Here is a 23,525-nt window from a genome sequence, read left to right on the forward strand (position 1 = left end):
GATTAATCATGGCTACGTTTATGACAGAAGATTTTCTGCTTAAAAATGACATTGCCCGCACGTTGTACCATAAGTACGCCGCGTCGATGCCGATTTATGACTTTCACTGCCATTTAAGCCCTCAGGAAATTGCCAATGATCGCCGTTTCGATAACCTCGGTCAGATCTGGCTGGAAGGCGACCACTATAAATGGCGGGCGCTGAGAAGCGCAGGCGTGGATGAGTCGCTGATCACCGGCAAAGAGACCAGTGATTATGAAAAGTATATGGCCTGGGCCAATACCGTACCAAAAACATTGGGTAATCCGCTGTATCACTGGACGCATCTTGAACTACGTCGTCCATTTGGCATTACGGGAACACTGTTCGGGCCGGATACCGCAGAAAGTATCTGGACGCACTGCAATGAGAAACTGGCGACGCCGGCGTTTTCCGCACGCGGTATTATGCAGCAGATGAATGTGCGGATGGTAGGGACAACCGACGACCCGATTGATTCGCTGACGTACCATCGCCAGATAACTGCCGATAACAGCTTTGATATTGAAGTCGCGCCAAGCTGGCGCCCCGATAAAGTCTTCAAAATTGAGCTGGACGGCTTTGTCGATTATCTGGGTAAACTGGAAGCGGCGGCGGATGTCAGCATCACTCGTTTCGATGATTTACGGCAGGCGCTCACTCGCCGTCTCGATCATTTCGCCGCCTGCGGTTGCCGCGCGTCCGATCATGGCATTGAAACGCTGCGATTTGCGCCGGTGCCCGACGACGCGCAGCTTGACGCCATTCTGGGTAAACGTCTGGCTGGCGAAACGCTGAGCGAACTTGAGATCGCCCAGTTCACCACGGCGGTACTGGTCTGGCTGGGCCGTCAGTATGCCGCACGCGGCTGGGTGATGCAGCTACATATTGGCGCGATCCGTAACAATAATACCCGTATGTTCCGCCTGCTGGGGCCGGATAGCGGTTTTGACTCTATTGGCGATAATAACATTAGCTGGGCGCTCTCCCGTTTGCTCGACAGTATGGATGTGACCAATGAACTGCCCAAGACTATCCTCTATTGCCTGAACCCACGTGATAACGAAGTTCTGGCAACCATGATCGGCAACTTCCAGGGAGCGGGCATTGCCGGAAAAGTGCAGTTTGGTTCCGGCTGGTGGTTTAACGATCAGAAAGACGGGATGCTGCGCCAGCTGGAACAGCTTTCGCAAATGGGGCTGTTAAGCCAGTTCGTTGGCATGTTGACCGACTCGCGCAGTTTCCTTTCTTATACGCGCCATGAATACTTCCGCCGTATTCTCTGCAACCTGTTGGGACAATGGGCGCAGGATGGAGAAATTCCTGATGACGAAGCGATGCTAAGCCGCATGGTTCAGGATATCTGTTTCAATAATGCCCAGCGTTATTTCACGATTAAATAATCGCGATTAACATGTGAGCATAAAAATATCGCCGCCGTGGATATCCAGCCCGGCGGCTTTTTTATATGACACCAGGCAATATATTTTAGTAATAACAGCCTAATGGACTAATTTATATCAAACTTCACGCCTAAACGGATTTGATAGTCGTTTTCGGTACTATTGCCTCTTTTATATTTATCCATATAGCCCAGCTCGGCAAAAGGATAAACACGCGGCGTCGCATGCCAGGTAAAAACAAAATTGTGCTGTAATGTATGGTTCTTCCCATTGGTATAAGTAAACTTATCCGAATGAACTTTACTGTAGTACGTTGGGTTATACTGGATCTGGAAATCTGGCGTAAAGGCTTTTGTTAAGTATAAATCCACACGATGTTCTGAAGAATCGTCATACGAGCCGTCCAGTGTAATATCATCATGATTCTGATGATTATATCGATAGCGTAATACTGCGTTCAGTGTGGGATCAAAATGGTAGCCAATCCCAATGTAGGGATCGATCCGCGATCCCGCCTGTTCCCAGTGGAATACCGTCCCCGGCTCGAGATAAAAATCGGACTGCCCGAGAGGTACAGGCTTGTTTACCTCAATTTCCTGATAGCTATTTTTCCATTGGTCAAAATGTTCCCCAAGATCGGCATCGGTTTCCACGCTCCAGTACATATTTTTCATCCAGCCATCCTGCAACACCACACCGGAAAACATCAGCCTCTCAAGAAACGAACGTTTCGCGGTACGGTATTGTGTACGTTCACTAAAGTAAATTTTTGAGAAAGGTTTCGTATTTACCACGTTAGCACATTGATAAATTGTCATATTGGTTGCAGGTTCTGTGGCGGTAGTTCTCGCCTGCGCTGACAGCCCAGGAATAAGAATAAAAGTACTGATTATCAGTAAATAATTTAATCTTCTGCTTTTCAATTTAATACTCCATTTAAAAATGCCATAGACAAAATAAGTAATATGATAAATTTGATACGTGTCGATCCCGGCAGCCAATATAGGCAGCCCCAAAATTATTACTATCAGACGTAGAATGAAATTATGATATATATACGAAATCATTTAAGTTGCATCGCAAAACGCTTTCGTGTTTTGAACAGCACTTGCGCTGGCCCTCTGTACGCGGCAAGAGAACGAGCCCTAGCGCGGACAGAAATACGTGACTGGAGTGAATAAACGCAGCCAGCAAAGATGCAACTTGAAGAACAAAGTGTATAAACCTATTTATTTACCAGAACGTATTCAAATAAAGCCCTCCCCCTCTGCGAGTGTTCTTTCGCGGACAAAGCATAAATACCGAACTTAGCCCCAGTCCATTTTCCTGCTGCGGCGGCAAAAGTGTCGTCGATACACCTCCATTCCTCTGTTACGGCACGCCAATAGAAGCGGCATATTCCATCCTCGTTGACGGTCGTTTTAAGTTCGGTTGGCGCATTGGACAATTTTTGAATAGTACGTGTCTGATACGCGACCACGTTATCATCGCTATTCCAGCCAAAAATTGTTTTCAGATAATGTTCATTCTTTTCACGAACGATATGTAATGCGAAAAATCGCTCACCATAAATAACAAACCCGGCCTCATCGCCATCATGGCCAAACTGCGTTTGTAGCTTCGTTTCAACGCTAAAATCTGGACCGGGAAATTTTTGCAGCAGTAGCTGCGGCGTATCATATAACGATTGTTTCCCACCGGGCGCGCATTGCAAGGTCAGACCTTGAGTTGTCGGCACCAACCACTCCTCTTGTGGATTAGCCAGCCATTGCCATTGCAATCCAGGCTTACCCTGCGGAAAACGGTCCGACATTTGCGGAACGCTGATCGCGACATCACTACGCCCCTGCATTTTAGGGTGGCGTAAAACAGGCTCGCCAATGCCGCTATCCGTTGCCTGGCCTAAACGGGGCCAACCATCGTCGCCCCATTGCATCGGCTGCAAATGCACGATACGGCCAAAAAGGCCTTTATCCTGAAAATGCATAAACCAGCATTCGCCAGCGGATGTTTCGACCCAACCGCCCTGATGCGGACCGTTGACCGGCGTATTCCCCTGATGTAAAACATTTTTTGCTATCCAGGGGCCGGTCATCGATTCGCTTCTGAGTACCGTTTGCCATCCTCGCTCAACGCCTCCGGCAGGCGCGAAAATATAATACAGTCCATGGCGTTTATAACATTTTGGCCCCTCAATGGTAGGGTGCGAGCAGGTCCCGTCAAAAATAATACGACCTTCATCAAGCAACTGTTTGCCATCAAACGACATCCGAAATAGTTGCAACTTATGTTTAATTTTCGAACGGCTATATGCAAAAGCATGAACCAACCACGCGCTGCCATCGTCATCCCAAAATGGACAGGGATCGATCCAGCCCTTTTGCGTGGTTAAACAATGCGGCGTCGACCACGTCTCATGCGGGTTTTTCGTTTTTGACATAAAGATGCCGTGGTCGGGCATACTGTAAAAAACCCAATAATAGCCATCATGATAGCGAATAGACGGTGCCCAGATCCCCTTCCCCGGTTGTACGGCATCAAAAAAAGGCGCGGGCAACCGCGGTACGACATGATTAATTAATTTCCAGTTCACCAAATCGACAGATTCCAGTACCGGAATACCAGGGATAGCGTTAAAACTGGATGCCACCATATAATACGTTCCGGCGACATGTACAATATCAGGGTCAGAGTAATCGGCGTAAATAACCGGATTACGGTAAGTGCCATCACCATTATCTGCCAACCAGACTGGATTTTCTGCATTCTTCATCATCAGGACACCACTTTTTCAGGTATAAAAGTAACGATTTCTTTTTCATCTTTAGCGACAGCGCCCTTGCGTTGCGCTAAATCTGCCTGAATTTTTGCCATAAATTTATCATCCAGTTTATAAAAGAGAGATAAAAGCCAGAGCACTAAATAAGAGGCAGAAGGCGCAAGCGTTAGCATTAAGATGATCCCGGTGGTCGCCAGTGGAGTTTGTACGGCAGAACCGGCTTGATAACCGAACCAACCCAGTGAGAAACCAACCAACGCTCCGGCAAATGCCATTCCCAATTTCAACATAAAAAGGTTTCCTGAAAACGAAAGCCCCGTAATACGGCGCCCCGTTTTCCATTCACCATAGTCTGCGGCATTGGCCATCATGTTCCATTTAAATGGCTGGTACATCTGGTGCAGGAAACCGATAATAAAATAAAGAGGAAATACCACGTCAAGCCAGGTTGGAGGAACAAAAAACATAATCACACCAACCAGAACCAGCAGTAGATTAATATTTTTAAATAAGGAAACGGCCCGGAAGCGCTTCGCAAAATATCCGGCGATCATTGCGCCGAGTATAGACCCGACAACGCTGGTCGTAATGAATGCGCTTTTCATTCCGGTACTGGCCGCGGTCGTTACTGTCGAGCCGGTCATCAAATACGTGGCGTAATACATCGTAGCCGCCCCCCGCAACACACCTGCCATGCTGGAGAAAAAGGTGATGATAGCCACAATGCGCCACTGATCGTTCGCCCACAGATTTTTCAGATCCGAAATTATGGACTCGTTAGATTCAGCTATTGGCGTAATGCGCTCTTTCGTATTAAAGAAACATAAAACCAGCATCACGACAGCAATAATGCCCATCACCCCCATCGTCATTTGATAGCCGAGTTGCTGATTATTTTTACCGAACCAATCAACTAAATATAGCGTCCCGACGGATACCGCCAGACCCGCTATGGAAGAGATGGAAAAACGCCATGATTGCGCAGAAAGCCGATCCTGTTCATTACCTGTAATGACACCGCCCAGAGCGCAATAGGGAATGTTGATTAAGGTGTACGTGAGCATCAGGCCGGTATACGTCAGGTAAGCGTAAATTAACTTCCCTGTATGCCCAAAATCCGGCGTGGTAAATGTCAGTACCGCCATTACCGCATATGGTATTGCGAACCATATCAACCAGGGTCTGAAATGACCCCAGCGGGTCTTTATGCGATCCGCTAAAATACCCGTCAACGGATCGCTTACCGCATCCAGTATACGGGTTAATAAAAACATCGTACCGACTGCCGCAGCAGAAAGGCCGTAAATATCGGTATAAAAATAAGTCAGAAACATAGTTACGGATGAATATACGATACCGCAGGCAGCATCTCCCATCCCAAACCCCAACTTCTCTACCGTTGAAAGCCTTGATGTGTCAGACATATTTCCCTCTGGTTAACATTCATTTTTGATTTTTTGTATGTTAAGTGATCAATCATATCATACCAATTACAAGATTTCGTTTTGACGTTATGTTTTTTGGCTAGTGCGACGTCAGTCACAAAGCGGTATATTTTGGAAATATTTCCTTTAAAAACAAAAAGAAAAAAGAAGTTCTGATTATTAACTACCTGATATGGTTAAAAGCGATGCACCGCCGCGACCAGACACAGACAAGAGACATAATGCATAACGATCCTGCCCCTATGGACGGTAAAAAGAAGGGTTCGTGGCTTAAGATGTTATACCAAATGACAGGATAACCCGGCCTGAAGGCCGGGTCTGGTGGAGGTACGCTTAATGCGTCGCAGGAGCGGTTTCTTTTAATAAATCGACGGCCAGCATTTCCAGTTGGTTAACCACCTCATTACTGGAACGTTCCATTCTGTCAAGTTCTTGCGCCATCGCATTCATATCACCTGCGGCAAAATGATTCAATGCAATATGGCCAGCGGTATGCACCTCTTTATGCGGCGCTTCCAGACTACGAAAACTGTAGTAATTGCTAAATTGCTGACCTTCAAAGCCGTAATACCATTTCCCCAGTCGACACTGATCGTGCATCGTTATTTTACTGTTGATGTCTTTATTTAAGAGTAATTTGTAGACTTCCATTTTCCAGATAACATGGTCAACTTTAACAATATTCAAAAACTGTACCGTAGAGATGTACTGCATGACTGATTTCATGCTCAGCGATTTGTCAATGACGATACCAATCGACTCTACAATTTGATTTATGTTAGTCGTAATATTATCAATAACCGGCTGCTGGTTATCCAGCACCTCACTCACTCTTGCCGTATTATCTTTGATTACAGACGTCAGCGTACTGACGCTTTTTGAACTGTGTTTAACATCCTCGGACAAGTTTTTTACTTCTTTCGAAATGACGCTAAAACCACGCCCTGCATCTCCTACACGCGCGGCCTCGATCGCGGAGTTAATCGCTATCAGGTTGGTCTGGTTAGCGATCTTCTGTATCTCTTTAATACACGCATTAATTTGCGTTAAAGAGGTATTTAAGTCGCCCATACGACAGCCAATATCCGATGAAGTCGTGCCAATTTCAGTGATGAATTCTACAAGCGATTTTAATGAACTTCTGGCTTTATCATTCTGTTCGTTAAGTTCATTAATGCGTTCTTTTTCAATGTTTAATTGCTCACAGGACTTGATGATGGCATTACGGATGATATCAATCGTTGAGATACCCATCAAAATTTTTTGACACAGTATCCGTTCATAAGGCTCAGGAGTATCTATCACCACGTCAGACGCATTAGCGCCAGATTCAGCTGGCGGCGGTATTTTTACAACATTATTATTCCAGTGACGCAAGCCTAATACTTTTTTAAACATATACCATTCTCCTTATTATATGTGGACATCCTGATCTATGCCTGGACAAAGTATTATTGCCCCATGCTAACATAATGAAAAATCGGATGTCATCTGCCATAATCATCCACTCAAGAGAATAAGACAAAACCTCCACAAAACCTAAACAATTACAGAGTCAACTATTCAATAACAGCATGACCAACAATAATGTACACGCCTGCACGTAACACCAAAATAGCATTAGCAGGACTAACATTACCGTCTGAATAATAATTAACTGCATTTACTTAAACTTATCTAACTATCTTCCCGGTAAGAGTATATATGGCGTAAACACAAAACTTCAGAATAAATAAATTACTTAACATAAACTTTCTATTTTACTCATAATATAATTTGGTTTAGGCAAAATATTATTTTTGCCCGTTCATCAGGAGAAATGACATGACGCAAACGTCAAGAAATGATAACCCTATCACCGATCGCCAAACGTACTGATTTAGAAGAACATAAGACAACGGCAACACCATCGCAGGTAGCTTCGCCACGGGTCCGAAAAAGTTAAGAATAATTTGTGATATTGTTTCTCAAATATTGCCAATTAAGGGCCTGCTGGCAACTAACTTTTTTAAGTACAACAGATCGGGATATCGGCATTTGTGCCAATATCCCGACGATCATGATCCCGCTACGCTTTGAGAACGATTAGCGGTTCAATATCACTTTCTTTTTTAATGACTAATGATTCATCACCGCGCAGGCAGGTCCCACCATAGTTACCGCCCACGGTAAAGGTACATACCTGAATATACTTCCCGGCGACCTTAGGCAGACACCATAACTGCTGATAGATATTTTTCTGCGTGGCGAATTTACCGCTGGTTTTGTCCAGTAGCTCTTCCTGATGACTCACTAAATCAATATTACTGCCGCATCGTCCGGCAATCGGTTTTACCGCATAGCCGGTCTGCACCAGCTCATCGTTGACGGTAAAATCCGTGTCAAGCAGATAACGATGATGCGGGAAGAGCGACCACAGGATCGGCAGTATCGCTTTGTTACCGGGGATCACCGTCCACAGCGGTTCAAACACCAATACTTCCGGACGCAGTAACACATCAATCAGCCGGACGGCGTGTTCCGGGTGTCCGGTACGAATAGGCACCGCAGCGTACTCCATCTCGCTGACTTCCCGAATCTGCTCTATCGCCGTTTCCCAGGCCCAGGTCTTCCAGACGCAATTGACCAGCCGTCCGTCACCATCGATGAGCTGACCAGCCTTATCCCAACGCAACTCATCCAGCCCGCGGAGGATTTTACTCTCGAAACCGGCCTGATGCAGCGCCTGCTGCATAAACTGCGCGTGATAATCCTCTTCGATATCGTCATCCTGCATGATATGGACGAAAGGGCGCGCCTTACTGTGTTTCCAGGCGCCCGCCAGCTCGTTAATTAACCCCTCGGCGGGGTTATGCCCTTTACCGGTATACCCCTGCCCGGCCCACTTTTCGAGAATTAATCCTGCTTCGGTATGACAGGATGCGGAATCGGCATTGTATTCATACACTTTCAGCCCACGCTCATCCATGCAGAAGTCCATACGCCCCGTGATCATATGGTGACGACGGCGCTGCCATGAGAGACGCAGGCGAGGCCAAAGGATTTTGGGGATATCAAATAGCGCCAACAAGTTATCGTCTTTTAAGACTTTGTCTGTGGCGTGCAGATACATCAAATGCAGCTCATTCGTCGCTTTGATAAGTTCTTGTTCGGCGCTCTCGGTGATGGTGAAATACTGGTACGGGTCCTGATTAATAACGTGCCCGTTCGCCTGTACATAGGCTTTTTGTAATGGATCGCGCTCATCCAGCCATTGACCGTCAAACTGACCTTTCTCTGGTAACCTTGCACCACGAATCGTCAGCGACTGATTAGCAATATCAGGTTGCGACAAACTGTATTGCGTGTCGTCAGTCTGGATCATCCAGCCTAAAATCGTCGTGTCGTCAAAGGTGTCACGCAGGGTGTAACAGCCGTTTTCTACCACCATTTCCAGTTCACGAGTCCACTGCTGCCCTGGCGGCAATGGCGTATGGATAACATTTTGCTCGGCGATACGAATTTTGTTATCCAGTAGTTGGGTAATAATCGCGACGTGCCCGGTATCCTTGAACTCGCCGCCTTTTTGCCAGATGAGCAGCGCCCCGGCCTCCGGCGCGCGAGGCGAACCATTCGGGAAGGCCTGTAAAGGCAGAATGTTGTCATTGACGACCTCACGCAGAAAACGCAGCGAGAAGATCTCCCAGGCCATGCCGACGTCGGTAAAAACCACGCCATAATTCAGAAAGAGGAAACGACGGGCAAACTCTACACATTGCCATTTATGCCCCATGTATTCATCGTCAATGTAGCTACGAAAAGCTGCATCATCGTCGTCGTCCCGCGGATCGAGGGAGCTATAATCTGAAGAGTAGATCGCTACGCCGCCGGGGGCGTAGCCTAATAATGTCCCGAAGGGGGCATCCTGACTGGTGGTTCCTTTGCTCATGCACCTTACCTCAAAACAATACCGCCTGAGCAGCCTGGCGTAATTTTCGCTCTGATTATCTGCTCTGTGACACTAACCGGACAGAGGGTGAGATAATCATACACCTCAATAAGGCGTGCTGACGCCCGAAGGTTAAAATTTCACTCGGCGGAATGCCCTGATCGGTTAAATGTCCGGTTTGCGAACTGCTACACTGCTTCAACACCACCACTCAGAAGGCAGGTCAACATGGCAGACAATACTTACCACCCCGCAAAAGTCTGGACGTGGGATAAGTCCGGCGGCGGCGCGTTCGCTAACATCAACCGCCCGTTTTCCGGCCCGACGCACGATAAAATGCTACCCGTCGGCAATCACCCGCTACAGCTCTATTCGCTGGGAACGCCAAACGGTCAGAAAGTGACCATTATGCTGGAGGAACTTCTGGCGCAGGGCGTCACCGGCGCCGAATATGATGCCTGGTTGATTCGCATCGGTGAGGGCGATCAGTTTTCCAGCGGCTTTGTTGAGGCCAATCCGAATTCAAAAATCCCGGCGCTGCGCGATCACTCACAAAATCCGCCGATTCGGGTTTTTGAATCAGGCGCGATTCTTGTCTATCTGGCGGAGAAATTTGGCTATTTCCTGCCGCAGGATATGGCTAAGCGTACTGAAACCCTTAACTGGCTGTTCTGGCTACAGGGCGCGGCGCCGTTCCTCGGCGGCGGTTTCGGTCACTTCTATCATTATGCCCCGGTGAAAATTGAGTACGCTATTAATCGCTTCACCATGGAAGCCAAGCGTCTGCTGGATGTTCTGGACAAGCAGTTAGCCCATAACCCATATGTCGCTGGGGAAGAGTACACCATTGCCGATATGGCTGTCTGGCCGTGGTTTGGCAACGTGGTGTTGGGGAATGTCTATGACGCAGCGGAATTCCTGGATGCCGGAAGTTATCAAAACGTGCAACGCTGGGCGAAACAAATCGCTGAGCGTCCAGCGGTAAAACGGGGGCGAATCGTCAACCGCACTAACGGGCCGCTGAACGAACAACTTCATGAGCGCCATAACGCCAGCGACTTCGAAAACAATACCGAAGATAAACGTCAACGTTAAACCATGATGCCGGATGAGGTATTCATGTCATCATCCGGCATGGTATTCCCTGATGACGCTTCGATGCGCTCACGTAACAGTCCCGCCGGGCCGAATTCACATACGGCATCCGCCTGAAACTCTGCCATTAGCCGTGGCCAGACGGCACGTAAACTTCCAGCAGCCAGGATTCGCATCATTGCATGCCCTGATAATGGGTACGGTAAAAACGCTGATACCAGTCGTTAGCGAATTTTTGCATGTCGATATCGCGGAATTTTTCCGGATAAAGTTTTTTCGCCATCCACAGTTCACCAATTCCTACCGCCTCCGGCATCGGGTATCCCCAGGCTTTGGCGTAATCCGGCATCAGGTAAACCCGATGATGCTTCACTGCGTCAATGACCTGCCACTAGGGACTTAGCAGGATCTCATTGGCGACCTTTGAATTGTTGTTTCCAGTTCGCCATAACCCCAACGATTTTGTCAGTGGCATTCATCTGTACAAGGAGATTGCGCGTTTGATGCTGGAGCACCACCACTCTGTCGACGGTATCCGGAACCGTGACCTGGCGGCCAATTTGATCGGTAAAAGTGCGCGCCGCCTGTGTTATTAACGGACAGCAAAAAAGCAACGCCAGCAGGGGGAGCTGGCGCAAGGACTTATGCATAGGTTTCGCCTCATAATCGATATGTAATAAATTACACAACGATTACAGTGCGACATAATAGCGGCGATGGCTGAATCAGGCGCTGGTGATGTCATACTCCATGCGACGTAGAGCATCCAGCGTGGCTTTCGCTTCATCTTCGTCAATGATGCTCATCGCAAAACCAACATGTACCAATACCCATTGCCCCACCAGCTCGGCGGGTTTACCTTCACAAATCAGAGCAATATTGACATCACGTTTGATGCCACACACTTCCACCTGCGCAAGCTGGTGAATATCATCTCCGACGGCCAGCACCTGACCGGGGACGCCAATACACATAATTAACCACCTGAAATAAAATGCGGGTTATTCGACCTCAATACTTTTTACTTTCAACGAATCGCCGGTATCCACCCGCAAACGATCGCCATGACAATGCGGGCACTGCGCGTCATGCCTGAGAATTTCCACTACCTGACTGCAATCCCAGCACCAGGCCTGAGCCGGCCTGTAGTCAATGTGCAGCTCGCACCCTTGCGCTAATGTCCCCTGGCAGGCGATGTCAAAGCTAAAACGAACCGCACGCTCTTCAACGCATGAAAGCGCGCCAATCTCCAGCCATACGCCGGTGACGCGCGCCACACCGTGCTGTTCTGCCTGCTGCTGGATAATTTCAACGGCGCTTTGGCAAAGAGACAGTTCATGCATTCTCACCGCTCCGACGGCCAAACAGCAACGCACGCCGGCTTGTCTGCGGCGCATCAGGATTACTTACCGGCAGGGATAACAGCATTCGCGCGCAGTCATCCGCCAGCCGAACGCCCTCTTCCGGCGACAGGCTACGGGAAAGCGGCGACATCAACGAGCAGGCAAGATATTGCGAAACGCCTTCCAGTTCGCCAACGGTAAAGGTCATTGTGCCGTAAGGCAGTTGCAGACCGAGTTTTTCACCGACGGTACGCCCGGGCCAGATCTGGTCCGGGCCAGGGAAGATTAACGCGCTTAGCATCCACGGCGTAATTACCGTGCCCGTCCATTGTCCTTCAAACAACGTAAAATCAGAGACATGCACTGGCATAGTCGGATGCAGAAACGAAAGATCGTGCATCGAACGATGGGCTATCTCTTCAAACGCCGCCTGAACCCGGGCGACGGGCGCCGTGTCGAATCCGGAAAACGTTTCAGACATGCGCCGTCTCCTTAGGAATCGCTTCCACGCCGGATTCACGCAACGCAGCAAGGACCTGCTCAAGCGCAGGTTCAATCATCGCTTCTATGGTTGGTGTCAGGCCGATGTGCGGCTCCAACGACTGTGGAATAACACCGACCAGGGTCAGTTTCTTCGGGAACTCGCCGGTAAAACGGAGGGCCGACAACACGTCGGCCAGCCCAAGCTGATGCGGGGAGATTTTGTTGGTAAACAGCGCCGGAACTTCATCGTCGCGCAGTACCATAATGGTTCCCGGCGCGTTCTTTTTCGACACGATAGCGTCAGCAATGATCAAATGATCCCGATTCGCCATATCGCCAAGAAGTTCCATCCCTGCCGTGCCGCCATCCAGAATCTCAACGAAATCCGGCAGGGTGTATCGCTGTTCTAACGCTTCAACAATACGCACCCCGATGGCTTCATCGGTCAGCAAAATATTGCCGACCCCTAAGACTAATATCCGCATTACAAAACCTTCACCGAGACGACTTCGTTTCCATCGGCGTCCACAACGTGTACCGCACACGCCATGCAAGGGTCGAAGGAGTGGATCGTACGTACCACTTCCAGCGGCTTCGCCGGATCGGCGATCGGCGTACCGACCAATGACTGTTCGTACGGCCCCACGTCATCGTTAAAGTTGCGCGGCCCCGAGTTCCAGGTCGAAGGCACCACTGCCTGGTAGTTACTGATAATGCCATCTTTGATCACCATCCAGTGAGATAGCATACCGCGCGGCGCCTCAAGGAAACCCACCCCCTTAAACTCGCCCGTTGCCGGAATATTCGGCTTCACAAACGTGGTGTAGTCGCCTTTGCCGATATTCACAATCAGCGCATTGTATTGATCCTGCAATACGTTTTGCAGTTCACAACAGTGAACGGTACGTCCAATAATACGGCCCAGTGTCGAATGAAGTTGTGCCATTTCCAGCGTTTTGCCGGTCAATTTCTGATAAAGCGCAATAATTTCATTCAGCTTGGTTTGCGTGGACTCACGACCAGCGGCCAGTTTACACAGCATGTTCGCCAGCGGACCCACTTCCACCGTTTTGCCGTAAAAAGTCGGGGATTTGACCCAGGAGTATTTACCGTCATCCGACCAACCATCGTAAGCCGGAATCGTGGTGCCTTCCCACGGCGCCTGCGGCGCTTCATCTTTATACCAGGCGTGTTTTGCGCTCTCCTGAATACCTTTAATCAGGAACTCATCGGAGTGAGAGGTGATCGGACGATAGGTCGACAGATCCGCGTTGGTGATATAGCCACCAGGGAACAGGAAACTGCCGTTTTTACCGTCGGTCGGGAATTCCGGCGCGCTCAGATAGTTCACCGCGCCTTTACCGCGCTCCAGCCACTCCGGATAATACGCCGCGATCACTGCGGTATCCACTTTATACACCTGCTCGACAAAATCGCTCAGCTTATCGATAAACGATTTGATGTACATCAGGCGTTCAAGGTTCAGCGTACCGATGCTGTCAAGATTGATCGGGTTCGCGACCCCGCCAACCGCCAGGTTCTGGATATGCGGCGATTTACCGCCCAACAATGCCACGACGCGGTTAGCATCACGCTGGCATTCCAGCGCCTGCAAATAGTGGGCGACCGCAATCAGATTGACCTCCGGCGGTAACTGCATTGCCGGGTGCCCCCAGTAACCATTGGCAAAAATACCCAACTGGCCGCTGGCGACAAGATCTTTGATCTTGTTCTGAACTTTGGTGAACTCTTGCGCGCTGTTCAGGTGCCAGTTCGACACGCCATCCAGCATCGCGGAGGCTTTTGCCGGATCGGCTTTCAACGCAGAGGTAATATCCACCCAGTCCAGCGCGGAAAGCTGATAGAAATGGACAATGTGGTCATGAGTGGTATGCGCCGCCAGAATAATGTTACGGATATACTGCGCGTTGACGGGAACATCGATATTTAGCGCACTTTCCGCCGCACGAACGGAAGAGATGGCGTGAGTCGTCGTACAAACGCCACAAATACGCTGCACAATCATCCACGCATCGCGCGGATCGCGGTTCTTTACGATCTCTTCCATACCGCGCCACATGGTGCCGGATGCCCATGCTTTGGATACGACGCCGTTCTCAATTTCGCAGTCAATGCGTAAATGTCCCTCAATACGGGTTACCGGATCAATAGTAATTCTCTGGCTCATGCTTTGCTCGCCTCATGACGATTATGATCGTTTTGTTTTAAAGGAGGAAGTATCGGCAGTAGACGAATGAGTACGATGTATGCACAAATCTCAATAGCCACAAAACCAATAGAAATCAACAATTCTTCCCAGGTCGGGAAGTAGTGGTAGCCACCACCAGGATTGAATGCCACCAGCGAATAAGACAGACGCCAGGTTGCGCAGCCCAGTAGCGCGCTTAATGCAGACAGATACAGCATCCGCGAATCATTACGCAGCGTCGTCACACGCAGCACAATCAGCGGGAAGAGCATCAGCACAACTTCAATCCAGAACATGACGGAGTACAGATCGCCGGCAAACGCGTAAGACAGTTTGTCGCGGTAGATAAGCTCGCCAAAGCGCAGGACAACAAAAATGGCCAGCAATACGCTAATGGTGTTCGTTAACTTCACGAACAGGCTTTTCTCATCCGGACCGTTACCCCGCAGGCCAGCCTGAACCAATGACCCTTCAAAAATAACGATCGAGAAGCCCATAATGAAGGCGGTGAGCACCGAGAACAGCGGCAGCATTTCATAGGCCTGCCAGAGCGGATGAACTTTATAGCCCGCAGAAATCATCAATGACCCCATTGAAGACTGGTGCATCGTCGGCAGCAGCGCGCCGATGGCGATAATAAAGAACATCACGTTGTTCAGACGCTTGAGGGAAACCTTCCAGCCCAGACGTTCCAGCACGGCAGGCGCAAATTCCAGCACCATAATACCGATATAGATAGTCATACAGACCGCCGTCTCAAACAGAACCGAGTTCACGTTGAAGTGACCCGGAATGTAGAAGTACGGCAGGTTCCAGTAACGGCCGACGTCAATGGTGATGGAAAGACCACCGAGTGAGTAACCGAACAGACTCGCCAGCAGCGCCGGGCGCACCAGTGGATGATACTGACCGCGGTTAAAGACATACACTGCCCATGCCAATGCCCAACCACCACAGGCAAAGCCGGTGCCGATAAGCAGGTCAAAGGCAATCCACACCCCCCACGGGAAACCACCGTTCAGGTCGGACACGGAGCCCAATCCGAAGACCAGACGTTTCACGATAAGAATCATACACAGGACGATTAACGGCCCGAAGATGATGACCGGTTTACTGATGATTTTGCCGCCCAGCGGTTTAGGATCATGACTCATGATCGTCTCCTCCATCGTGATGGTCGTTTTTAGTGTTACGACGAACCAACACGGTTAAGCCCGCCAGCGCAGCCAGGGGTAGTATCATGCCCTTGTACAGGGAGTGTTGAACATGTTCGGAACGCGCACCGGTTGACAGATCGTCCAGTTTCGGCAAATCCAAATCTTCGTAAGGCACACCTGTCAGTACCAGCACCTGGGTACCCCCGCCCTCTTTTTCACCATAAAGATGCGGATAGTACTTCGGCACCGTATGCAAATAGGTGTCATTGGTTTTCAGCGTCTGACGCGGATAGTGGTATTCGCTGCCAGGCTTCAGCGCAAGACGTTTTTTCGCCTCAGCCATCAGCTCTTCACGAGTACCAAAAATAACCGCTCCGGCAGGACAGACTTCCACACAGCCCGGCAACCCGCCTTTGTCCAGACGTTCAACACCCTTCTGGTTACACAGTTCACATTTGTGCAGTGCGCCAAACGGATTGTTGTAGTCGTACTTCGGTACGTTGTACGGACAGGCGACCATGCAGTAACGGCAACCGGTACACACGTCTTTGTCGTAATGAACAATGCCGGTTTTCGGGTCTTTCTTTAGCGCGGAGACCGGACAAACGGAGACACAGTTAGGATCGACGCAATGCATGCACTGCTTCTTGATGTATGCGTAGCCGTTCTCTTCCTGATCTTTGTTCACGCCCGTGCCGCTGTGCCATACCTGAATGATGTTATTGGTATACGGAGACAGCTTGTCGTTGTTTGACCAGGTCTGCTCCCCTTGCGGATTACGCGCCGGGAAGTTGATATCCTGACATTTTGTGACGCAGGCCTGGCAACCTACACACAGCGTGGAGTCATACAGCATCCCCAGCGCACCAGGAATCGGTGGACGGTTTTCTGCAGCCGCATGGCTGACGGACGGCGCAGCGCCCAACAGCAATGCTCCACCAGAGGCTGCTTTAATAAAGTCACGTCTGTTCACGGTTATTCTCCCCGTGAGTCAGCGTTATCTTTCTTTTGCTGACGCCCCAGTTCACGTACCGCCATCACGCTGACACCGGCAACCAGACCAACCACACCACCAAGCAGACCAATGGCCCCCGCAGAAACATGACCGCCTTCTTTCATATTGACGTCAGGCTTCTCGGAACGCGGAGTTTGGTTTTCGACATGCGCCAGTTGATGAATGCCTTTATGGAACCCGATGCCTTCTTCGTTACAGCCATAGCAAGGATGACCGATCGCCACAGGCCAGACACCACCGACGTCGCAGAATTGCAACGTAGAGCAATTGCCCCAGGTTTCCGGTCCTTTACAGCCAAGGTGATAGAGACACCAGCCCTGACGGTGGCCTTCGTCGCCAAACTCTTTGGCAAAACGGCCTGCGTCGAAGTGCGGACGACGTTCACAATGCTCATGGATTAGACGACCATAGGCAAATGTTGGACGATTTTTCGCATCCAGCTTCGGCGGCGTACCGTAAGTGATGATATGTGCCACGGTCGCCAGGAAGTTATGTGGGTTTGGCGGGCAGCCTGGAATATTGATAACCGTTTTGCCCGGCAGCACTTCCTGCAGACTTACAGCACCGGTTGGGTTGTCGCCAGCCGCGGCAACGCCGCCCCATGCAGAGCAGGAACCGATAGCGATAATCGCGGCGGCGCCGTCAGCAGCTTTGCGGATGTGATCCACGATCGGCTCGCCGGCAACCATACAATAAATACCGTTATCTTTTAATGGGATAGAACCATCCACCACCAGAACATATTGCCCTTTGTACTTCTCCAGAGCGTTATGTTTGTTTTCTTCGACCTGATGGCCAAAAGCAGCGGAAAGCACCTCATGGTATTCCAGAGAGATAGTCTCCAGAACGAGGTTTTCAACGGTGGGGTGTGTAGCACGAAGCAGTGATTCGGTACAACCGGTACATTCCTGCGCGCCAATCCAGATAACGGGAGGACGCTGTGGATTGGATACCGACTCTGCCATTTCTGCGGCGGCTTTGCTACTGAGCCCCATAGTAGCAGCCAGTGCTGCACAAAGCTTCATGAAATCACGGCGATTAATGCCGTGAGAAGTGATGAGAGTATTATCTCCAGTCATTTTATAGTTATTCCGTTACGAAGACCTGGCGTTTATTTTGCACTGTTCGCGAAAACGTTATTGCGATCGGTGCGCCATTTACCACACTTTTTTTATGGTTATGCACACCATGATACTTCGGCAAAACAGTAAAGCGAAGGGAAGAGGAGATAGTGTAATTAATTAAAGCAAGATAATACCCCTGTTGGATCAACCTTCGAGTCGATAACCAGCCATAAAAAAGCGAACCGCCATTCCGGAATGATTCTCTTTAAAGAAATCCATCACCATTTCTTTATCCAGACCATAGCGACGCGTAAGAATACCGGCCTCCCACGCACTAAGTTGACGGTCGCCAGTTCTTTCAAACATGCGGTGCGTAAAACCTAATACAAAGCCTCGTTTATAATCGGAACAGAAATTCACCACATTATGTGCGCTATAGGCGTATGGCGCGTTTAATCCGGCCATTAGCCCTTTCCCAAAATGATTATTCATCTGACCTCCTCAGTCGCTATATATAAAATTATATAGCGACTAATTAAACGAAGGCCAGCGCGTTACGCACTTTTTACATTACATCAGAAAGCCACCCAGTCGTCGTTAGCTTGTGTAGGCACTAACGCAGCGCGCTGAGCACCAGGCGCCGCTGTCGCTGTTGTACTCTGTTGCGGTTCATCAGCGGAAAGCCGGAACTGCTGCACGGAACGTTGCAACGCTTCCGTTTGTCGTTCCAGCGCCGCCGCCGCCGCGGAAACCTGCTCGACCAGCGCGGCGTTTTGTTGTGTAACGCTATCCATTTGCGTGATCGCCACGCCCACCTGTGAGATACCTTTACTCTGCTCTTCGGAGGCGGACGCTATCTGTTTCATTATCGTCGTCACTTCCGTGACACCACGCAGAATGGCGTCCATCGTCGCTCCGGTCTCTTTGACCAGCTGCGCGCCCTGCTCTACACGGCGTACCGATTCGCCAATTAACGCTTCAATTTCTTTTGCCGCGCCCGCGCTGCGGCTGGCCAGGTTACGTACCTCACCAGCGACGACCGCGAAGCCGCGTCCCTGTTCGCCTGCCCTGGCCGCCTCTACCGCCGCGTTCAGCGCCAGAATATTGGTCTGGAAAGCAATACTATTAATGACGTTAGTAATTTCAGCGATCTGCTGTGAGCTGGCGGATATCCCCTCCATTGTTTCAACAACGTCGGAAACCAGTTCACCACCTTTTCCTGCCGTTACCGAGGCGGCATCCGCAAGCTGACTGGCCTGGCGTGCGTGGTCGGCGTTCAGTTTCACCGTCGCGGTAAGCTGTTCCATGCTGGCGGCGGTCTCCTCCAGCGCGGCGGCCTGTTCTTCCGTTCGTGAAGAGAGATCGTTATTACCGGTAGAAATTTCCGTTGCGCCGCGCCAGATATTATCGCTTCCGGCGCGAATCGTACTTACCGCCTCCCGCAAACTGTCCTGCATTGCGCGCAGTAGCGGTACCAGCCGGCCTACGCAGTTACGCCCCAAAGCTTCAATCGGCTGGCTAAGATCGCCCTGCGCGATCTGGTGAAACTGTTGGCGGATCCGATCCAGCGGTCTCACCATCATTGCAACCAGATATCGGTCGGTGAAAATCAGGATAGCAATGCCCAGAATCACCGCCGTGATTAGCAGGACGCGGATGGTATAGGTTTTACCATCGACCATCACCCGGGTGTTATCCAGCATTCCGCCTGCTTCATGATTAAACCGTTCCGCGCTGGCGCCGAACGCGCGGCTGAGTGCGGGCGTGACTGTACTGGCATGTTCGCTCCAGGCAGTCAGCGATCCTTGCTGCGCCAGTTGCATTTGAGGCATAACGCCTTTATCCAGCAGCGCTTGCCAATTGGACAACACCGCCATGGAAATATCAGAATTCATCGGGCCTGGCGAAAGCGCTTTCATCTCCTCCAGCTTCTTACGCATATTCTCGAGTGACTGGCGGGCAGGTGTAAAATCGGGCGTACCACCGCTGATTTTGACATCCATTGCGCGGCTAAGGCGGGTGACAAAGCGGAAATATTGATCGTTACCCTGGCTTAGTACGGTCATTTGCCGCACAAGATGTCGGTCAATATCATTTCCTTCCGAGACTTCGGATAAAGCATGGACGCTATATAAACCAACTCCGGACCAGAGCAGGCAAAAAAGCCCCAGTATCGTCAGCATGACCATACGGATAGTAAAGTTTTGCAGCAAACGCATATGAATTTCCTTGCTGAATAGAAGAGATGAGTCATCAGACGATGACGTACTTTCGTTATCGGCAAGGCGCGGAGAATATATAATGCATTCTCTATTTTTTTACTAACCCCGCATTAGTATGTTCACGAATGTTATATATCTGTGAACGCTAATAAAAACATCCAGTATTATTACCCGACGAACAAATAGCGTATCAGGAATATTGCATAAGGCAGAAGGGGCAAATGTCAGCCATTAAACTCACAACGTTTGGCAGCCGGGCTCAGCACGTTTGCCCGACTGCGCCACAGTTAACGATGGCTCAATGGTTATGTCGCGTCAATCTGTCAAGATACCCCATCACGAACGCCGACAGTACAAAGGTCAGGTGGATAATGACGTACCACATCAATTTGTTATCCGGGACATTTTTCGCATCCATGAACACGCGTAACAGATGAATGGAAGAGATCGCCACTATCGAGGCCGCTACCTTATTTTTTAGCGATGTCGCATCCATTTTTCCCAGCCAGTTCAATTTTTCCTTACCCGCGGAAATATCTAACTGAGAGACAAAATTCTCATAGCCAGAAAACATGACCATCACCAGTAACCCACCGACCAGCGTCATATCGACCAACGACAGCAGCACAAGGATCAGATCGGCTTCCGCCATGGCAAAAACATTCGGCAAAACGTGTAAAATTTCCTGGAAAAACTTTAACGCCAAAGCGATCAGCGCTAAAGAGAGGCCAAAATACACCGGGGCAAGCAGCCAGCGAGAGGCATACATTACGTTTTCAAGAAAGCGTTCCATAGGGACCTGTCAGATAACTAAAACCAACAACAGTATATCCCAACCATGCAACATCAGATCAACATGTCATTTAAATCTCATCGGGTTTAACCAGGGGACGCTGGTATTCTGGCCACACCAACCCCACCAGCGCCGGGTAGGCTTCAAGACTAAACTCCCGGAAACACTGACGCAAATTAAGCACATCTAAGTCTGAATATGGCACTTTCTCACCGTTCAGACAACGCTTCTTAATATTGTCGTAATACTTATAGACCGCAGAGTTAAGATCGCTGCAACGCCGCTGAGCGTCAAATAATCCAGGCGTTTCGTTCAATTCCGTCATCGTCATTCGCTTTATCGTTGCATGAAGAAAATCGATATATTCATGGTTAACACGCCAGTACCATATCGGTGTTATTGAATTCATTAACACCGCAAAATGATCTTCCCCCTCTTCTCTGGTCATCGGCTCAGTTTGCTTTAAATTAACCATTTCTCTGGCTGGACGTTTTTTATTAACTTCCCACATCAAAAAGAGTACCGCACCGGTAAGCAATAGCAATGTAATAACAGAATAAAAAACACTGTTCATAGCAGGCTCCATTTTTTTTGATTTTAAAATTACACCATGATATTGTCAACGAAACCCACACTATCAAAAATAGTATGCCACTGATCGTAAAGGATATTTACCCATGCTTCCTGAGCATCTGGTTTCCTCTCATTTTCATCTGTCAACACCGTATCCTGAAGCCGAAGGAAATAGTGAAAATTTGACTCAGGGAAAGATAACTCTCAGCGATTACGAGCCAGATATTTTAATTAGCACTAACGCTGCCGGGCAACCCAGAAATGTGTTATTTGAAGAACGCGACCGCCACATTAAAGAACGCCTGTTTTGTGTGGCTAAAATTGAAACGTTTGCCCGTCTTATTAATGCGCTTCAGGCCGAAGGCGACATTGATGCCCAAATGCTAAGTAAAATAGTGGCAGAAAAGACCACGATGGTAAATGAAAAGGGTAATGCTATTTGGCTTAATTTAATTACGCGAGAGACTACTACCCCGTTATTTTATTCACTGGAAGATGCAGACGATGAAAGAGGTTGAAGATAATAACGTTTATTTGGCTTTAGATGACTATAAAAGCGATGAATTTATCTTAAAGGAAAATCTTGCGGCATTAATCGCCAGTAAAAATGCCACACTGGAAAAAGTAACACAAGAGGTTGTCTCCATACCGGCGGCGTTAGTTCGTCTGAAGTGGCAAAATCGACGAGAGATTTATACGTTACAGGTCAAAGAGGAAATTTATGGCGCAACCATCAATGCGATTATCGAACAACGGCCTGAGTTACGAGATAAAATAATGTCGCGTCTTGAAAGCGACTGGCAGCATCTGCTGGCGCGCGAGGCAGCAACCTTACGCCTGACCCGTAAGCTTTCCGATGGCGGCTACCAGACCCGCAATGTCGCCACCGTCGCACTGAAAGAAAAATGACCGATACGACCAGTTAACTCTGCTATTGGTATGGCTTAAACCTCAGGATCGTTCTGATTCTCCTTCTTACGGTAGTAAAAGCGTCTACGCTTATAGGGTGTTCAACCTGAAGGGAGAAGCTCAATGTCTCAACTACAAGACCCTACCACGCAGTATTACACCGGTGAGTATCCTAAGCAGAAACAGCCGGCGCCCGGCGTCCAGGCGAAAATGACGCCTGTGCCTGACTGTGGCGAAAAAAGTTATGTTGGAAGTGGTCGCCTTAAAGATCGTAAGGCGCTGGTGACAGGGGGCGACTCAGGTATTGGGCGCGCTGCCGCCATCGCTTACGCGCGTGAAGGCGCGGACGTCGCGATCAACTACCTGCCAGCGGAAGAAGAAGATGCACAGCAGGTTAAAGCGCTGATTGAGGCATGTGGCCGTAAAGCAATATTACTGCCAGGCGATCTCAGCGACGAGTCTTTCGCCCGCTCTCTGGTACACAAAGCACGTGAGGCGTTGGGTGGACTGGACATTCTGGCGTTGGTGGCCGGTAAACAAACGGCCATTCCGGAGATAAAAGATCTCACCAGCGAGCAGTTCCAGCAAACGTTCGCCGTGAACGTTTTTGCCCTGTTCTGGTTAACCCAGGAAGCGATTCCGTTGCTGCCGAAAGGCGCCAGCATTATCACGACCTCGTCTATCCAGGCATATCAGCCAAGCCCACATCTTCTGGACTATGCGGCAACCAAAGCGGCAATCCTCAATTACAGTCGTGGTCTGGCGAAACAGGTGGCGGAAAAAGGAATTCGCGTGAATATTGTCGCCCCTGGCCCTATCTGGACAGCGTTGCAAATTTCCGGCGGTCAGACCCAGGATAAAATTCCCCAGTTTGGTCAACAGACGCCAATGAAGCGGGCCGGCCAGCCGGCGGAGCTGGCACCAGTATATGTCTATCTGGCAAGTCAGGAATCAAGCTATGTTACTGCAGAAGTCCACGGCGTCTGCGGCGGAGAACACTTAGGCTAACGGATTCGGTAGTCTAAGATGGCGCAAACCCGATAACGAAGCGCCATCAGGCAAGAAAAAAGCCGGGTGGCGGCTATGCCT

Annotated in this window: 22 protein-coding genes and 2 pseudogenes; 5 read left to right on the forward strand and 19 right to left on the reverse strand. The window is 49.5% G+C overall.

From position 1 onward, the window contains the following. Positions 1–8 precede the first annotated feature (8 nt). Positions 9–1,421 carry a glucuronate isomerase gene (uxaC, locus tag SBG_RS14125; RefSeq protein WP_000190187.1) on the forward strand — a complete coding sequence of 471 codons (1,413 nt, stop codon included), beginning with the start codon at positions 9–11 and terminating at the stop codon, positions 1,419–1,421. A gap of 107 nt (positions 1,422–1,528) precedes the next feature. On the opposite strand, the gene SBG_RS14130 is transcribed toward uxaC, so the two are convergent. The 5 genes from SBG_RS14130 to gss form a co-directional block, all read right to left on the reverse strand. Further along, a complete protein-coding gene (locus SBG_RS14130) occupies positions 1,529–2,422 on the reverse strand; it encodes an oligogalacturonate-specific porin KdgM family protein (protein WP_020845239.1) in 894 nt (297 codons plus the stop codon). Positions 2,423–2,646: 224 nt separating this feature from the next. After that, complete coding sequence (locus tag SBG_RS14135; RefSeq protein WP_000977175.1) at positions 2,647–4,197, reverse strand: glycoside hydrolase family 43 protein; 1,551 nt, start codon at positions 4,195–4,197, stop codon at positions 2,647–2,649. Continuing rightward, entirely contained in the window at positions 4,197–5,624 is a 1,428-nt protein-coding gene (locus SBG_RS14140; protein WP_015703013.1) for a glycoside-pentoside-hexuronide (GPH):cation symporter, read from the reverse strand. Before SBG_RS14140 ends, SBG_RS14135 begins: the two co-directional genes overlap by 1 nt. Before the next feature lie 354 nt (positions 5,625–5,978). Continuing rightward, the gene (locus SBG_RS14145) at positions 5,979–7,043 is read right to left on the reverse strand and encodes a methyl-accepting chemotaxis protein (protein WP_000475249.1); all 1,065 of its coding nucleotides are present in this window, start codon (positions 7,041–7,043) and stop codon (positions 5,979–5,981) included. Between the two features lie 670 nt (positions 7,044–7,713). Continuing rightward, a complete protein-coding gene (gene gss, locus SBG_RS14150; protein WP_000033697.1) occupies positions 7,714–9,573 on the reverse strand; it encodes a bifunctional glutathionylspermidine amidase/synthase in 1,860 nt (619 codons plus the stop codon). Positions 9,574–9,801: 228 nt separating this feature from the next. Here gss and yghU point away from each other — a divergent pair, with 228 nt between their 5' ends. Continuing rightward, complete coding sequence (gene yghU / locus SBG_RS14155) at positions 9,802–10,668, forward strand: glutathione-dependent disulfide-bond oxidoreductase (protein WP_000774845.1); 867 nt, start codon at positions 9,802–9,804, stop codon at positions 10,666–10,668. Between the two features lie 56 nt (positions 10,669–10,724). Here the strand turns inward: yghU and SBG_RS14160 are convergent. From SBG_RS14160 to SBG_RS14225, 14 genes and pseudogenes are all read right to left on the reverse strand, one after another. Then, positions 10,725–10,844 (reverse strand): annotated as a pseudogene (locus tag SBG_RS14160) (molybdenum ABC transporter substrate-binding protein); the annotation flags it as partial. After that, a pseudogene (locus tag SBG_RS22040) lies at positions 10,844–11,318 on the reverse strand (hypothetical protein). The pseudogenes SBG_RS22040 and SBG_RS14160, both read right to left, overlap by 1 nt. A gap of 75 nt (positions 11,319–11,393) precedes the next feature. Then, positions 11,394–11,642, reverse strand: a complete 249-nt coding sequence (gene hybG, locus SBG_RS14170; RefSeq protein ID WP_000334891.1) for a hydrogenase maturation factor HybG — start codon at positions 11,640–11,642, stop codon at positions 11,394–11,396. Between the two features lie 27 nt (positions 11,643–11,669). Continuing rightward, positions 11,670–12,011, reverse strand: coding sequence for a hydrogenase maturation nickel metallochaperone HypA (hypA, locus tag SBG_RS14175; RefSeq protein WP_000544945.1), 342 nt, complete (start codon positions 12,009–12,011; stop codon positions 11,670–11,672). After that, complete coding sequence (hybE, locus tag SBG_RS14180; protein ID WP_000004952.1) at positions 12,004–12,492, reverse strand: hydrogenase-2 assembly chaperone; 489 nt, start codon at positions 12,490–12,492, stop codon at positions 12,004–12,006. Before hybE ends, hypA begins: the two co-directional genes overlap by 8 nt. Then, positions 12,485–12,979, reverse strand: a complete 495-nt coding sequence (locus tag SBG_RS14185) for a HyaD/HybD family hydrogenase maturation endopeptidase (protein ID WP_001221959.1) — start codon at positions 12,977–12,979, stop codon at positions 12,485–12,487. The genes hybE and SBG_RS14185 overlap by 8 nt, the downstream gene beginning before the upstream one ends. Further along, on the reverse strand, positions 12,979–14,682 hold the full coding sequence (hybC, locus tag SBG_RS14190; protein WP_000083035.1) for a hydrogenase 2 large subunit: 1,704 nt from the start codon (positions 14,680–14,682) through the stop codon (positions 12,979–12,981). The genes SBG_RS14185 and hybC overlap by 1 nt, the downstream gene beginning before the upstream one ends. After that, positions 14,679–15,857 carry a Ni/Fe-hydrogenase cytochrome b subunit gene (gene hybB, locus SBG_RS14195; RefSeq protein WP_000017675.1) on the reverse strand — a complete coding sequence of 393 codons (1,179 nt, stop codon included), beginning with the start codon at positions 15,855–15,857 and terminating at the stop codon, positions 14,679–14,681. The genes hybC and hybB overlap by 4 nt, the downstream gene beginning before the upstream one ends. Next, positions 15,847–16,833, reverse strand: a complete 987-nt coding sequence (gene hybA / locus SBG_RS14200; protein WP_001081713.1) for a hydrogenase 2 operon protein HybA — start codon at positions 16,831–16,833, stop codon at positions 15,847–15,849. The genes hybB and hybA overlap by 11 nt, the downstream gene beginning before the upstream one ends. A gap of 2 nt (positions 16,834–16,835) precedes the next feature. Then, positions 16,836–17,954, reverse strand: a complete 1,119-nt coding sequence (gene hybO, locus SBG_RS14205; protein ID WP_000145426.1) for a hydrogenase 2 small subunit — start codon at positions 17,952–17,954, stop codon at positions 16,836–16,838. Between the two features lie 189 nt (positions 17,955–18,143). After that, the gene (locus SBG_RS14210) at positions 18,144–18,431 is read right to left on the reverse strand and encodes a DUF2623 family protein (RefSeq protein ID WP_001059143.1); all 288 of its coding nucleotides are present in this window, start codon (positions 18,429–18,431) and stop codon (positions 18,144–18,146) included. Positions 18,432–18,514: 83 nt separating this feature from the next. Continuing rightward, positions 18,515–20,158, reverse strand: a complete 1,644-nt coding sequence (locus tag SBG_RS14215; RefSeq protein ID WP_001238441.1) for a methyl-accepting chemotaxis protein — start codon at positions 20,156–20,158, stop codon at positions 18,515–18,517. A 301-nt stretch (positions 20,159–20,459) separates the two neighbouring features. Then, the gene (locus tag SBG_RS14220) at positions 20,460–20,954 is read right to left on the reverse strand and encodes a TIGR00645 family protein (protein ID WP_000439339.1); all 495 of its coding nucleotides are present in this window, start codon (positions 20,952–20,954) and stop codon (positions 20,460–20,462) included. 70 nt (positions 20,955–21,024) lie between these two features. Then, positions 21,025–21,528: an ESA_00282 family adhesion-associated protein gene (locus SBG_RS14225; protein ID WP_024135114.1), complete on the reverse strand. Its 504-nt coding sequence runs from the start codon at positions 21,526–21,528 to the stop codon at positions 21,025–21,027. Positions 21,529–21,631: 103 nt separating this feature from the next. On the opposite strand from SBG_RS14225, the gene SBG_RS14230 reads away from it, so the two are divergent. From SBG_RS14230 to SBG_RS14240, 3 genes are all read left to right on the forward strand, one after another. Further along, positions 21,632–22,045, forward strand: coding sequence for a hypothetical protein (locus tag SBG_RS14230; RefSeq protein ID WP_000936439.1), 414 nt, complete (start codon positions 21,632–21,634; stop codon positions 22,043–22,045). Then, on the forward strand, positions 22,032–22,436 hold the full coding sequence (locus SBG_RS14235; RefSeq protein WP_000665648.1) for a hypothetical protein: 405 nt from the start codon (positions 22,032–22,034) through the stop codon (positions 22,434–22,436). The genes SBG_RS14230 and SBG_RS14235 overlap by 14 nt, the downstream gene beginning before the upstream one ends. Positions 22,437–22,559: 123 nt before the next feature. Beyond that, positions 22,560–23,444, forward strand: a complete 885-nt coding sequence (locus SBG_RS14240) for an SDR family oxidoreductase (RefSeq protein ID WP_000080831.1) — start codon at positions 22,560–22,562, stop codon at positions 23,442–23,444. The last annotated feature ends 81 nt before the right edge of the window (positions 23,445–23,525 follow it).

Origin of the sequence: Salmonella bongori NCTC 12419 (assembly GCF_000252995.1) — a bacterium.
Classification (GTDB): Bacteria; Pseudomonadota; Gammaproteobacteria; order Enterobacterales; family Enterobacteriaceae; genus Salmonella; species Salmonella bongori.

Bases quoted from the DNA above. Each gene is read 5' to 3' on its own strand.
- uxaC (WP_000190187.1), top strand. From the start codon at position 9: ATGGCTACGTTTATGACAGAAGATTTTCTGCTTAAAAATGACATTGCC.
- SBG_RS14135 (WP_000977175.1), bottom strand. From the start codon at position 4,197: ATGATGAAGAATGCAGAAAATCCAGTCTGGTTGGCAGATAATGGTGAT.
- SBG_RS14140 (WP_015703013.1), bottom strand. From the start codon at position 5,624: ATGTCTGACACATCAAGGCTTTCAACGGTAGAGAAGTTGGGGTTTGGG.
- SBG_RS14145 (WP_000475249.1), bottom strand. From the start codon at position 7,043: ATGTTTAAAAAAGTATTAGGCTTGCGTCACTGGAATAATAATGTTGTA.
- gss (WP_000033697.1), bottom strand. From the start codon at position 9,573: ATGAGCAAAGGAACCACCAGTCAGGATGCCCCCTTCGGGACATTATTA.
- yghU (WP_000774845.1), top strand. From the start codon at position 9,802: ATGGCAGACAATACTTACCACCCCGCAAAAGTCTGGACGTGGGATAAG.
- hybG (WP_000334891.1), bottom strand. From the start codon at position 11,642: ATGTGTATTGGCGTCCCCGGTCAGGTGCTGGCCGTCGGAGATGATATT.
- hypA (WP_000544945.1), bottom strand. From the start codon at position 12,011: ATGCATGAACTGTCTCTTTGCCAAAGCGCCGTTGAAATTATCCAGCAG.
- hybE (WP_000004952.1), bottom strand. From the start codon at position 12,492: ATGTCTGAAACGTTTTCCGGATTCGACACGGCGCCCGTCGCCCGGGTT.
- SBG_RS14185 (WP_001221959.1), bottom strand. From the start codon at position 12,979: ATGCGGATATTAGTCTTAGGGGTCGGCAATATTTTGCTGACCGATGAA.
- hybC (WP_000083035.1), bottom strand. From the start codon at position 14,682: ATGAGCCAGAGAATTACTATTGATCCGGTAACCCGTATTGAGGGACAT.
- hybB (WP_000017675.1), bottom strand. From the start codon at position 15,857: ATGAGTCATGATCCTAAACCGCTGGGCGGCAAAATCATCAGTAAACCG.
- hybO (WP_000145426.1), bottom strand. From the start codon at position 17,954: ATGACTGGAGATAATACTCTCATCACTTCTCACGGCATTAATCGCCGT.
- SBG_RS14210 (WP_001059143.1), bottom strand. From the start codon at position 18,431: ATGAATAATCATTTTGGGAAAGGGCTAATGGCCGGATTAAACGCGCCA.
- SBG_RS14215 (WP_001238441.1), bottom strand. From the start codon at position 20,158: ATGCGTTTGCTGCAAAACTTTACTATCCGTATGGTCATGCTGACGATA.
- SBG_RS14220 (WP_000439339.1), bottom strand. From the start codon at position 20,954: ATGGAACGCTTTCTTGAAAACGTAATGTATGCCTCTCGCTGGCTGCTT.
- SBG_RS14225 (WP_024135114.1), bottom strand. From the start codon at position 21,528: ATGAACAGTGTTTTTTATTCTGTTATTACATTGCTATTGCTTACCGGT.
- SBG_RS14230 (WP_000936439.1), top strand. From the start codon at position 21,632: ATGCTTCCTGAGCATCTGGTTTCCTCTCATTTTCATCTGTCAACACCG.
- SBG_RS14235 (WP_000665648.1), top strand. From the start codon at position 22,032: ATGAAAGAGGTTGAAGATAATAACGTTTATTTGGCTTTAGATGACTAT.
- SBG_RS14240 (WP_000080831.1), top strand. From the start codon at position 22,560: ATGTCTCAACTACAAGACCCTACCACGCAGTATTACACCGGTGAGTAT.